At 67.3% G+C, this 13231-nt stretch carries 8 protein-coding genes; 7 read left to right on the forward strand and 1 reads right to left on the reverse strand.

Going from position 1 to position 13231, the window contains the following annotated elements; all coding sequences use genetic code 11:
• The first annotated feature begins 14 nt into the window (after positions 1-14).
• The 4 genes from pks13 (at position 15) to BST28_RS03885 (ending at position 10327) form a co-directional block, all read left to right on the forward strand.
• Positions 15-5339 carry a polyketide synthase Pks13 gene (gene pks13, locus BST28_RS03870; RefSeq protein ID WP_083080049.1) on the forward strand — a complete coding sequence of 1775 codons (5325 nt, stop codon included), beginning with the start codon at positions 15-17 and terminating at the stop codon, positions 5337-5339.
• A 6-nt stretch (positions 5340-5345) separates the two neighbouring features.
• Complete coding sequence (locus tag BST28_RS03875; RefSeq protein ID WP_065287101.1) at positions 5346-6923, forward strand: acyl-CoA carboxylase subunit beta; 1578 nt, start codon at positions 5346-5348, stop codon at positions 6921-6923.
• A 212-nt stretch (positions 6924-7135) separates the two neighbouring features.
• The gene (locus tag BST28_RS03880; RefSeq protein WP_083079996.1) at positions 7136-8419 is read left to right on the forward strand and encodes a PE-PPE domain-containing protein; all 1284 of its coding nucleotides are present in this window, start codon (positions 7136-7138) and stop codon (positions 8417-8419) included.
• Between the two features lie 369 nt (positions 8420-8788).
• Positions 8789-10327, forward strand: a complete 1539-nt coding sequence (locus tag BST28_RS03885) for an MFS transporter (RefSeq protein WP_019737263.1) — start codon at positions 8789-8791, stop codon at positions 10325-10327.
• Here the strand turns inward: BST28_RS03885 and BST28_RS03890 are convergent.
• Positions 10317-10925 carry a TetR family transcriptional regulator gene (locus BST28_RS03890; protein ID WP_083079997.1) on the reverse strand — a complete coding sequence of 203 codons (609 nt, stop codon included), beginning with the start codon at positions 10923-10925 and terminating at the stop codon, positions 10317-10319. The genes BST28_RS03885 and BST28_RS03890 overlap by 11 nt on opposite strands.
• Positions 10926-11144: 219 nt before the next feature.
• On the opposite strand from BST28_RS03890, the gene BST28_RS03895 reads away from it, so the two are divergent.
• From BST28_RS03895 to BST28_RS03905, 3 genes are read left to right on the forward strand one after another with little or no spacing between them, the layout of a single operon-like run.
• Positions 11145-11891 (forward strand): hypothetical protein, encoded by a 747-nt coding sequence (locus BST28_RS03895; RefSeq protein WP_083079999.1) that lies wholly within the window; start codon positions 11145-11147, stop codon positions 11889-11891.
• On the forward strand, positions 11888-12637 hold the full coding sequence (locus tag BST28_RS03900; RefSeq protein WP_083080000.1) for a hypothetical protein: 750 nt from the start codon (positions 11888-11890) through the stop codon (positions 12635-12637). Before BST28_RS03895 ends, BST28_RS03900 begins: the two co-directional genes overlap by 4 nt.
• Positions 12638-12655: 18 nt before the next feature.
• Positions 12656-13231 (forward strand): cytochrome c oxidase subunit 3 family protein, encoded by a 576-nt coding sequence (locus BST28_RS03905; RefSeq protein WP_083080002.1) that lies wholly within the window; start codon positions 12656-12658, stop codon positions 13229-13231.

The raw sequence follows: 13231 nt of genomic DNA on the forward strand, positions 1-13231 counted from the left end.
GTGAGGCACCGCAGATGACCGGCGATGACGCAATCCTGCGCGGCACCAGCCGCACCGACCTGACCGTCGCCGACATGCGGGCCTGGCTGCGCAACTGGGTGGCCAACGCCACCGCGCAGTCACCGGAGAAGATCAACGAGACCGCTCCGCTGATCGAACTGGGGCTGTCCTCGCGTGACGCGGTGGCGATGGCGTCGGACATCGAGGACTTCACCGGCGTGACGCTGTCGGCCACGGTGGCGTTCCGGCACCCGACGATCGAGGCGCTGGCCACCGTGATCATCGAGGGCGAGCCGGTGGTCGTCGACCATTCCGGCGACGAGGACTGGTCACGCGAGGCCGACGTCGAGGACATCGCGGTGGTCGGTCTGGCCACCCGCTTCCCCGGCGACATGAACTCCCCCGAGGAGACCTGGCAGAAGCTGCTGGCCGGGTTCGACGCGATCACCGACCTGCCGGAGGGCCGCTGGTCGGAGTTCCTGGAGGAGCCGCGGATCGCCGAGCGGGTCGGCAAGGCCCGCACCCGCGGCGGGTACCTGTCCGACATCAAGGGCTTCGACTCCGAGTTCTTCGCGCTGTCGAAGATGGAAGCCGACAACATCGACCCGCAGCAGCGGATGGCTCTCGAATTGACTTGGGAGGCACTCGAACACGCCCGCATCCCGGCGTCGTCCCTGCGCGGCGAGGCCGTCGCGGTGTACATGGGTTCGACCAACGCCGACTACCAGAACCTGGCGCTGTCAGACCCGAGCGTCACCCACCCGTATGCCATCACCGGCAACTCGAGCTCGATCATCGCCAACCGGGTGAGCTACTTCTACGACTTCCGCGGACCGTCGGTGACGGTGGACACCGCGTGCTCGTCGTCGCTGGTCGCCGCCCATTCAGGTGTGCAGGCGCTGCGCAACGGCGAGGCCGATGTGGCAATCGTCGGCGGGGTCAACGCACTGATCACCCCGCTGGTGACGGTCGGCTTCGACGAGGTCGGCGGGGTGCTCTCGCCGGACGGCCGGATCAAGTCGTTCTCCTCGGACGCCGACGGCTACTCCCGTGCCGAGGGCGGCGGCGTGCTGGTGCTCAAGCGGGTCTCGGACGCCCGCCGCGACGGCGACCAGATCCTGGCGGTGATCGCCGGCTCGGCGGTCAACCACGACGGTCGCTCCAACGGCCTGCTGGCCCCCAACCCGGACGCGCAGGAGGCGGTGCTGCGCAAGGCCTACAAGAACGCCGGCATCGACCCGCGCACCGTCGACTACATCGAGGCGCACGGCACCGGCACCATCCTGGGTGACCCGATCGAGGCCGAGGCGCTGGGCCGGGTGGTCGGCCGCGGCCGCGCCGCCGACAAGCCCGCACTGCTGGGTGCGGTGAAATCCAATGTAGGACACCTGGAGTCGGCCGCCGGAGCGGCCAGCCTGGCCAAGATCGTGCTCGCGCTGCAGCACGACAAGATCCCGCCGTCGATCAACTACGCCGGGCCCAACCCCTACATCGACTTCAACGCCACCCACCTCAAGGTCGCCGACACCGCCACCGACTGGCCGCGCTACGGCGGCTATGCGGTAGCCGGTGTCTCCGGCTTCGGGTTCGGCGGGGCGAACGCGCACCTGGTGGTGCGCGAGGTGCTGCCGCGCGACGTGGTGGAAAAGGAAGCCCCCGAGGAATCAGCGCCGGAATCAGTTGCCGCCGAAGAGGACCCGGTGCTCGAGCACGAGACGCCCCGTTTCGACGAGTACGGCGAGTTCATCGCGCCCGAGGGCCCCACGGAGGAGCCGGAGTACGAACTGCCGGGCCTGACCGAGGAGGCGTTGCGGCTCAAGGAGGCCGCGCTGGCCGAGCTGGCCGCGCGCGAGCCCGCCCAACCGCTGATCCCGCTGGCCGTCTCCGCCTTTTTGACCTCACGCAAGAAGGCCGCCGCCGCCGAGTTGGCCGACTGGATCGACAGCGAGGAGGGCCGGGCCACTTCGCTGGAGTCGATCGGGCGGGCCCTGTCGCGGCGCAACCACGGGCGTTCGCGCGCAGTGGTTCTGGCCCACGACCATGACGAGGCCATCGCCGGTCTGCGGGCGGTCGCCGAGGGCAAGTCCAAGCCGAACATCTACTCCGCCGACGGTCCGGTGACCAACGGGCCGGTGTGGGTGCTCGCCGGATTCGGTGCCCAACACCGCAAGATGGGCAAAGAGCTCTACCTGCGCGACCCGATCTTCGCCGAGTGGATCGGACGCGTCGACGCGCTGATCCAGGACGAACGCGGCATCTCGATCCTGGAGATGATCCTCGACGACGCGGTGGACTACACCGGCGACACCGTCGAATACCCGATCGAAGCGGTCCAGCTGGTGATCTTCGCGATCCAGATCGCGCTGGGCGAACTGCTCCGCGCGCACGGCGCCGCGCCGGCCGCGATGATCGGCCAGTCGCTGGGCGAACCGGGCGCCGCGTACTTCGCCGGCGGCCTGTCGCTGCGCGACACCGTCCGGATCATCGTGCCGCGCGCCCGGCTGATGGGCGAGGGCGAGGCGATGCTGTTCGGCGAGTACATCCGGCTGATGGCGCTGGTGGAGTACTCCGCCGAGGAGATCAAGACCGTCTTCGCCGACTTCCCGGACCTGGAGGTCTGCGTCTACGCCGCACCCACCCAGACCGTGATCGGCGGACCGCCCGAGCAGGTCGACGCGATCATCGCCCGCGCCGAGGCCGAGGGCCGCTTCGCCCGTAAATTCCAGACCAAGGGCGCCAGCCACACCGCCCAGATGGACCCGCTGCTCGGCGAATTCACCGCGGATCTCCAAGGCATCGAGCCGATGCCGCTGCAATGCAACTACTTCTCCACCGTGCACGAGGGCACCTACATCCGTCCGGGCGCCGAGCCGATCCACGACGTCGACTACTGGAAGAAGGGCCTGCGCCACTCGGTGTACTTCACCCACGGAGTGCGCAACGCCGTCGACAACGGCTACACCACCTTCCTGGAGCTGGCACCCAACCCGGTGGCGCTGATGCAGGTGGGGCTGACCACCGCCGACGCCGGCCTGCCCGACGCGCAGCTGATCGCCACGCTGGCCCGCAAGGCCGACGAAGTCGACTCGATGACGATGGCGATGGCCCAGCTGTATGTCCACGGCCACGACCTGGACATGCGCACGCTGTTCCCGAGGCGCGCCGAGGGACCGGTCAGCCCGGAGGAGTTCGCCAACATCCCGCCGACCCGGTTCAAGCGCAAGGAGCACTGGCTCGACGCGCACTTCTCCGGCGACGCCACCGGTGTCATGCCCGGTTCGCACATCGCGACCCCGGACGGCCGGCACGTCTTCGAATACGCCGTGCGCGGTGAGACCGATCTGGCCGCACTGGTGAAATCCGCTGCGGCGGCGGTACTTCCGGACGCCAAGCTGGTGGCCTCCGAGCAGCGTGCGGTGCCGGCCGAGGGTTCCCGGCTGGTGACGACGCTGACCCGGCACCCCGGCGGGGCGGCCGTGCAGGTGCACTCGCGCATCGGCGAGTCGTTCACGCTGGTCTACGACGCCTTGGTCTCGCGCGGCGGTGAGGGTGCCGTGGCGCTGCCGATGGCGGTCGGTGCGGGCACCGTGGTGACGGCGGAAACCGTTGCGACGCCGGTTGAAACCGAGGTGGACGACGCCGAGATCCTGCACGACAACCTGACCGCCGGCGCCGGGCTGGCCGCCGGCTTCGCCAAGTGGTCACCGGACTCCGGCGAGACCATCGCCGACCGATTGGGCGCGATCGTCGGCGGTGCCATGGGGTATGAGCCCGAGGACCTGCCGTGGGAGGTGCCGCTGATCGAGCTGGGTCTGGACTCGCTGATGGCCGTGCGGATCAAGAACCGGGTCGAATACGACTTCGACCTGCCGCCGATCCAGCTGACCGCGGTGCGTGACGCGAACCTCTACAACGTCGAGGAGATGATCCGCTACGCGGTCGAGCACCGCGACGAGGTCGAGGCGCTGCACGAGCACCAGAAGACCCAGACGCCGGAGGAGATCGCCGCCGAGCAGGCCGCGCTGCTCTCCGGTGCCACGGTGGCCAGCGTGACCGCCCCGGCACCGGATCCGCAGGCCGAGCCGGAGACCCAGGCACCGCCCGCGTCGGACATCCCGATCCCGCCGCCGCCGACCGATCCGTCGGGCCCGGGTGGCGCGCCGATCCCGCCGCCGCCCACCAACCCCGAGGGCCCCAGCGGTGTGGCCAAGGCGACGGCCGCGGCGGCGGCCGCCAAGGTCCTCACTCAGGAGGCGGTGACCGAGGCGCTCGGTGCCGACGTGCCGCCGCGGGACGCCGCCGAGCGGGTCACGTTCGCGACCTGGGCGATCGTCACCGGCAAGTCACCGGGCGGCATCTTCAACGAGCTGCCCGCACTCGACGATGAACTGGCCGAGAAGCTCGCCGCACGGCTGTCGGAGCGGGCCGAGGGCATCATCACCGTCGACGACGTCAAATCGGCCACCACCATCGAGGGCCTGGCGACCGTCGTCCGCGACCAGCTCGAAGAAGGTGTGGTGGACGGTTTCGTCCGCACCCTGCGGGCGCCCAAGGAAGGCTCGTCGAGTCTGCCGTTGTTCGTGTTCCACCCGGCGGGCGGCTCCACCGTGGTCTACGAGCCGCTGATGAAGCGCCTGCCCGCGGACACCCCGGTGTACGGCTTCGAGCGGGTGGAGGGCTCCATCGAGGAGCGCGCCGCGGAGTACGTGCCCAAGCTGCTGGAGATGCACGACGGCCCGTTCGCGCTGGCCGGCTGGTCGCTGGGCGGGGCGCTGGCCTACGCGTGCGCGATCGGGCTCACCCGCGCCGGCGCCGACGTGCGCTACGTCGGCCTGATCGACCTGGTGCTGCCCGGCGAGCCGATCGACCAGAGCAAGGAGGGGATGCGCGCGCGCTGGGACCGCTACGCGCGATTCGCCGAGCGCACCTTCAACGTCGAGGTTCCCGAGATCCCCTACGAGGAGCTGGAGAAGCTCGACGACGAGGGTCAGGTGAAGTTCGTGCTGGACGTCGTCGCGCAGAGCGGGGTGCAGATCCCGGGCGGGATCATCGAGCACCAGCGCACCTCCTACCTGGACAACCGCGCCTTGGACACCATCGAGATCCAGCCCTACGACGGGCACGTCACGTTGTACATGGCCGACCGCTACCACGACGACGCCATCGTTTTCGAGCCCGCGTACGCGACCCGCAAGCCCGACGGCGGCTGGGGCGAATACATCAAGGACCTCGAGATCGTGCCGATCGGGGGCGAGCACATCCAGGCCATCGATGAGCCGTACATTGCCAAAGTGGGCGCACACATGAGCGAGGCGCTCAACCGCATCGAAGGAAAGTAGGCCCGCGTGACCGGCCAGCTCCCGCCACCCGTCCCGTCGAAGACCACCGCCGAACTCCTGGTCGAACTCCGCGAAAAGCTGGAGCTGGCCAAGGAACCCGGCGGTGAGAAGGCCGTCGCCAAGCGTGAGAAGAAGGGCATCCCGAGTGCCCGCGCCCGTATTCACGCGCTGCTGGACCCCGGCACCTTCCTGGAGATCGGCGCGCTGTGCAAGACCCCCGGCGACCCGAACGCGCTCTACGGCGACGGCGTGGTCACCGGCCACGGCCGGATCAACGGCCGCCCGGTCTGCGTGTTCAGCCACGACCAGACCGTGTTCCAGGGTTCGGTCGGGGAGATGTTCGGCCGCAAGGTGGCCGCGCTGATGGAGTGGGCGGCCAAGACCGGCTGCCCGATGATCGGCATCAACGACTCCGCCGGCGCCCGCATCCAGGACGCGGTGACCTCACTGGCCTGGTACGCCGAGCTGGGACGCCGCCACGAACTGCTGCGCGGGCTGGTTCCGGAGATCTCCATCATTCTGGGCAAATGCGCTGGGGGAGCGGTATATTCGCCGATCCAGACCGACCTCGTCGTGGCGGTGCGGGATCAGGGCTACATGTTCGTCACCGGGCCGGACGTCATCAAGGACGTCACCGGTGAGGACGTCACCCTCGACGAGCTCGGCGGCGCCGACGCCCAGGCGCGTTACGGCAACATCCACCAGGTGGTCGAGGACGAGGCGGCGGCCTTCCAGTACGTCCGCGACTACTTGTCGTTCCTGCCGTCCAACACCTTTGACGACCCGCCCATCATCAACCCGGGCCTGGAGCCGGAGATCACCCCGCACGATCTGGAGCTGGACGCCATCGTGCCCGACTCCGACAACACCGCCTACGACATGCACGAGATCCTGCTGCGGATCTTCGACGACGGTGACATCTTCGAGGTCGGGCAGCAGCGCGGGCAGGCGATCATCACCGCCTTCGCCCGGGTCGACGGGCATCCGGTCGGGGTGATCGCCAACCAGCCGATGTACATGTCCGGCGCCATCGACAACGAAGCGTCGGACAAGGCGGCGGGCTTCATCCGGTTCTGCGACTCCTACAACCTGCCGCTGGTGTTCGTCGTCGACACCCCCGGATTCCTGCCCGGTGTAGAGCAGGAGAAGGGCGGGATCATCAAGCGCGGCGGCCGGTTCCTCAATGCGGTGGTCGAGGCCGACGTGCCGAAGGTGACCATCACCATTCGCAAGTCCTATGGCGGGGCGTACGCGGTGATGGGCTCCAAGCAGCTCTCCGCCGACCTCAACTTCGCCTGGCCGACGGCCCGGATCACCGTGATCGGGGCCGAGGGTGCGGCACAGCTGCTGATGAAGCGGTTCCCGGACCCGACCACGCCGGAGGCCCAGAAGGTCAAGCAGGACTTCATCAACGGCTACAACGAGAACATGGCGATTCCGTGGGTCGCCGCGGAGCGCGGCTACATCGACGGCGTGATCCAGCCGCACGAGACCCGGCTGCTGCTGCGCAAGTCGCTGCGCCTGCTCGTCGACAAGCAGAACACCCGCAAGGTGCAGCGCAAGCACGGGTTGCTGCCGATCTAGGTCCGCCTGCGCGCGTCGCCGGCGCCGTCGTCGCATTAAGTTAACGCTCAGCTTTTTTTGACCGGCTCGGTCGGCGCTTCGGCAAACGCCTGGTCACGCGTTGTATCGCCATGCGAGAAAACTAAATTTGACATAACAGACTGTGATTGAAATCATCCAGTCGACAACGGCCCGTTGATCTGCGGACCTGCGAGCGCGGCGAGGAATGCTGGATGGTTGATGCAGTCGCGGCACCGTCCGGAGGCCGCACCCCAAGCCTGCGGGCCGCACTGGGCGCCGTCACCCTGGTGGCCGGCCTCAGCGTCGCCCCGCAGCTGACATCACCGTCTTCGGTGCCCGATCATGCCGGTGTGCTGCTGTCGGCAGGCAGCGAGGCGCTCGCGGGGTCGAACGTCGCGCTGATCATGGGCCCCAGCATGATCCCGACGCCGAGCCAGCAGTACGCCGACACCGTGGATGCGCTGTTTCTGCAGCCGCGCGGATTCGCCGGCGAACTCGAGGTGCTGACCACGCCCGCGTCGCCTTACAACCTGGACAGCTCGCTGGCCGAGGGCGCGCAGATCCTGGTCGACCGGGTGCAGGGGTTGCTCGCCGACGGGCAGGCCGACGCCGAGCACCCGGTGACCGTGTTCGGCTATTCGCAGAGCGCCGCCCTGACCACCCTGGCGATGCAGCAGCTCGACGATGCCGGGGTGCCGCCTTCGGCCGTGCACTTCGTGTTGATCGGCGATTCGGCCTACCCCAACGGCGGCATGCTGGTGGGATTCGCCAACATGCCGGGCATCTTCGACTCCCTGGAGCAGGGCGGGGTCACATTGGGCAACCCGACGCCGAATGACTTGTACCCCACCGACATCTACACCCTGGAGTACGACGGATACGCCGATTTCCCGCGCTATCCGATGAACCTGCTGTCCAGCTTGAACGCCCTCATGGGTTTGGCCACCCAGCACATCGCGTACCTGGGGTTGACTCCCGAGCAGCTCGCGGAGGCGACGCTGCTGGAGTCCAGCCCCGACAGCCTGATCAACTCCTACATGATCCCCAGTGAGTACCTGCCGCTGCTGTGGCCGCTACTGTTCGTGCCGATCATCGGGCAGCCGCTCTACGACCTGATGGAACCGACCATGCGGATCCTGGTGAACCTGGGCTACGGCAGCATCGATCACGGCTGGAACGACGGCCCGCCCGACGTGCCGACGCCGGTGTCGGTGGACGGGCCGGATATGGACTGGGCGGAGGTCTCCGACGCGCTTGCCAGGGCGGCGCAGACCGGCTGGGATGCCTTCGTCGCCGACCTGATGAACCCCGCGACCTATGACCTCGCTGCCATCCCGGCCCTGGTCGACAACCCCGCGCTGGCGGGCCTGTTGGACGCGGGCTTCGGCGCGGGCGTCGCGGGCTCGGACGACCCGTCGGTGTCGGACCTGCTCGCCGGGCTGACGAACATGATGTGGTCCTCGCTGGTGGGTGGCCTGTTCTCCGTTCCCGGCTAGGTTGCTTCTTCCGCGAGCCTCCCCTTCCCGCGAGCCCTCCCCCCTTCGCGCGAAAGTGCGTGTTTGTTCAAGACACGCCGAGCCGCAGCGTACAACTGCGCACGCTGGCAGGGCGCGTCGACGCACATCGCGGCGCCCGACGCAGCCGATACCCGGTCTCGGGCGAGTAAGTGTTGCGTAACGCTTCAGCAACACCGGCCACTTTCGTCGCAAAGCAATTATCGTTTCCCGCAGGCGATCCCACGCAAGGCTGGCTGCCGAGGCTCCAATTGGTCGGAGCCGCAATGTGGTTTCCGCCTGCGCGGATCGTCGACAGCAATTCCGGTGGCGCGATGAGGGGGATGGCGTGTGTCATAGCGACGGGCAGCGATGAGCTTGCTGCTACCGGCGCCGCGGCCGCCGACGCCGGTTGGAGGAAAGCGCCGAACCGCCGCGGATGAGCGTAATCGCGTGCTGCGTAAGGCCATCATGGCCTCGGCGGTCGGTAACGCCACCGAATGGTATGACTACGGCGTCTACGCCGTCGTGGCGACTTACCTGACCGGGGCTTTCTTTCCGGGCACTCTGGGCAACCTCGGCACCATGCTCGGCTTTGCGGTGTCGTTTGTGTTGCGCCCGCTCGGCGGCATGATCTGGGGGCCGATCGGGGACCGGTTCGGGCGGAAATCGGTGCTGGTCGCCACCATTTTGCTGATCGCGGTGGCCACCACGCTCATCGGAGTGCTGCCCACCTATGCGACGGCGGGCTGGTGGGCGCCGGGCCTGCTGATCGCGCTGCGCGTGGTCCAGGGATTCTCCACCGGCGGCGAATACGGCGGTGCCGCAACATTCATGGCCGAAAGCGCGCCCGACGCCAAACGAGGAATCTACGGCAGCTTCCTCGAGTTCGGGGCGGTGGCCGGATTCGTCGGCGGCAGCGCGGTCGTGCTCGCGATGGAGGCAATGCTCACCCATGACCAGATGGCAGCCTGGGGATGGCGAATCCCATTCCTGCTGGCCCTGCCGCTGGGGGTAGTGGGCCTGGTGATGCGCAGCCGGATGGAAGAGACCCCGGTATTCACCGAATGCGTTGCCTGCGACGAGATCACCGGGTCGGCCTGGGATCGGCTGGTGGACTTGCTGACCAACTACACCCGGCCGATCGCGGTGACCTTCGCGTTGCTCGTCGTGCTCAACATCATCGACTACACCTTGGTGACCTACCAGCCGACCTATCTGCACGCCACGGCCGGACTCGACGAGCGCAGCCGCACCACGGTGGTGCTGATCGGTGAGCTGGCGATGATGGCCTGCATCCCGTTCGCCGGCATGTGTTCGGACCGGATAGGGCGCAAACCGCTGTGGCGTGCCTCGTTGCTGGGATTCGCGGCGCTCGCGTTGCCGATGTACTGGCTGATGGGCCGGGGATTCGTATGGGCGATAGTAGGTTTCACGGTTTTGAGCGTGCTGTTCGCGGCGCCGCTGGCGACGGTGTCGGCGACGTTCCCGGCCCTGTTTCCCACCCAGGTGCGCTACGCGGGGTTCGCGATCGCCGATAACGCGGCGGTGGCGGTGTTCGGTGGCACGGCACCGGTGGTGGCCGACTCGGTCATCGACCGCACCGGGTGGCAACTGTTTCCGGCCGCCTACCTGGTGCTGGCGGCGCTGATCGGGCTCGGCGCGCTGCGCTTCCTGCCGGAGACGGTCGGGTACTCGTTGCGCGGTACGGGTATTCCTGGTGTCCAGGGTGAACTCGAGCGGGAGCTGTCGGCGCTGGCCGCGGGCCGGCCGCCCGGGATGAGCCGAAATGCGGCGGTCGAAGCGGTGTGGGCTGTCGACAAGTACCTCCGGCCGCAGCAGCGGACGCCCGCCGGTTTCCGCGGCGTCCCGCAACTCACCGGTGTGGCCGGCCCGCGGATCAGGGTGTGATCACCCGCATGCCGTACATGTAGGTGGTCAGGTATTCCTCGATCACCGGGGCCCGGACCTCATTGGCTTCGGGGATCGTGATGAGCAGGGCGTAGAGCCCGACCAGAAACGATATGCCGTTGTGCATGACGTCGACGTCGGCCGGGATCTCGCCGCGGTCGCGGGCCCGCTGCAGTTCCTCGATGACCGCGACGATCACCGGGTGCGTGGGCCACTCCTCAGCCGGCGGCCGGGTGGGCGAAAAGTGCAGCACCAAAAGTTCTTTGAAGAGGTGACCGCCGAGGCGGCGTTCCAACTTCTCCAGCACGTGCACGATCTGCGCCAGGGTGGCCCGGACGTCGTGCTCGGTGGCGAAGAAACGCTCCAGTTCGGCGGCCATCCGTTCTTCCTCGCGGCGTTCCAGCTCCAGCAAGACGTGTTCTTTGGTGGGGAAGTGAAAGAAGAACGTGCCGTGGGCCACGCCCGCCGCCGCGACGACGGCGCCGATGTCCGCGCCGGCCATGCCGGCGCGCTTGAACTCGGCGAGGGCCGCACCCAGCAGCCGTTCACGGGTCTGCAGACCTTTGCGGCTCCGACTATCGGACTTCGGGCTCGGCACTTCCGGTGATCTCCGGGTTCGGCGGACGGGTCCGGTCAAGTGTAGACCATGGGATAACTGACTCAAATCAGAACAATCCTTGGCATCGGAGTCGGGGCGGGCTACGGTACGGGTGGCTTAATCAGGGGCATGGCAACGCCCATGACTGGTTGCCGATGAAATGCGGCTGGTCGTCAGGCACTGCCGAACAGCTGACTCAAGTCACCTCGGAGGGGTTCGGTGCAGATTCTCCAGGAAGTTCAAGACCTGCCGAGCGCGGGCAACATCAAAGCCCAGTGGGTCAGTTTGTGGACCGGTCCGGCGGTCGGTGCTGTGCTGGTGGTCGCGCTGCTGGCGTTTCCCGGTTTCTGGCCCCCGATGTCTCCCACCCTGACCGCCGAACAGGTCGCTCGCTACTACGCCGAGCACACCGACTGGATCCGGTTCAGCCAGATCACCTTCAACCTGTGCGGGATCATGCTGCTGCCGTTCTTCATGGTGATCGTGGTCCAGATGAAGCGCATGAAGACCCAGAGCCACATCTTCGCCTACTGCTACCTGACCGCGATCGTCAGCGGCGCCACCATTTTCGCGCTGTCGAACGTCTTCTTCCTGGTCGCGGCGTTTCGTCCGGACCGCAACCCGGAACTGACCTTGTTGCTCAACGACCTGGCCTGGATCGTGTTCATCGCACCCATCGGGATGGTGCTGGCACAGTTTTTGCTGCTGGCCGCCGCGGTCCATTTCGACGACGGACCCGACCCGGTCTTCCCGCGCTGGGTCGGGGCCTACTCGCTGGCCACCGGTGTGGCGATCACCCCGGCGGCAGGCGCGGCGGTCTGGCAGACCGGACCGCTGGCCTGGGATGGGCTGCTGTCGTTCTGGTTGCGCAACGGGGCGTTCGCGGCGTTCGTCGTGGTGATGTTCTTCGTGCTGCGTCGTGCAGTGCTGCGCCAGGCGGTGGCCGAGGGAGTGGTGGCCGGGTGAACCTGCTGACCCCCGACCGGTACATCACAACAACGGACGGCGTCCCGGCCGGCAAACCCGATGTGCGCTTTCTGACCTGGTTCTTCCCGGTCTGGTACGCCGTCTTCGGTGTCATCATCTGCGTGCTGACGCGGGTGACGCCGCCGCCGCGGCCGGACGTCACCACCGCCGGGAAGGTCGCGTTCTTCACCGAACATCACCTGACCATCCAGATCGGGTTCGTACTGCTGCTGATCCTGCTGGGCGGCGCCCCGCTCACCAACGGCCTCGTCCTGTACCACATGAAACGGATGTCGGTGGGGTCGGTGTTCGGCTACGGCTACATCGCCGCCATGAGCGTCGGCGCCCTGCCGGGGTTCCTTCTGGTCGGGGTCTGCTACCTGACCGCGACGTTTCGGCCCGACCGCGATCCGGAGCTCATCGGCTGGCTCTACGACCTGGGCAACCTGTCCTACAACGGGTCGCTGGGATGCTTCACCACCGCCTACGTGGTGCTAGCCATCGCCGTGCTCTACGACAAGAACGGCGTCTTCCCGAAATGGTTTGGCTACGTGACCGTTTGGCAGGTCATCACCGAGGTGATCGCCACCCAGTTCTTCCTGTTCTACTCCGGGCCCCTCGCTTGGAATGGTGTGCTCAGCCTCTGGTGGGCGGTCGTGGTGTTCTCGGTGTGGCTGGGTGCGCTGATCTTCGTGCTGCGGGCGGCCACCATCGGTGAGCCGGTCGACTCGCCAGGCCTGGACTGAAGCACCGGAAGGAAACCCATGCTGCAACGTGACGCTCCGACCACAACGGAAACCCGAGTGCCGGGCGACGGCCACATCTGGGTGATGGTGCTGGGCGATCTGCTGATCTTCACCGGCTACTTCATCATCTTCATGGTCTTCCGAACCATGAATCCAGCCGACTTCCTTGCGGCCCAACAACATCTCAACGTCAACATCGGTGTGATCAACACGGTGGTGCTGCTGACCAGTTCCTGGTTTGTAGCGCGCAGCGTGCTGGCCGCCAGGGCCGGAAACCACCGCTCGGCGGTGCGGTTCGTCTATTCCGGGGCGGGCGGCGGGGTGTTGTTCATCGTGCTCAAGAGCTACGAATGGGCCGCCAAGATCAGCGCCGGACACACCAACTCCGACTTGTTCTTCTCGTTCTACTACGTGATCACCGGTGTGCACCTGGTGCACGTGGTGATCGGACTGATTGCCCTCGGCGTGGTCGTCCGGGAGCTCAATAACCCCGGTCGGCGCCGGCTCATGGTGGTCGAGTCGGCAGCGATGTACTGGCACATGGTGGATCTGTTGTGGGTCATCATCTTCGGCCTGCTCTACGTGATGAGGTGA

It is taken from the genome of Mycolicibacter kumamotonensis, assembly GCF_002086285.1.
Lineage (GTDB): Bacteria > Actinomycetota > Actinomycetes > Mycobacteriales > Mycobacteriaceae > Mycobacterium > Mycobacterium kumamotonense.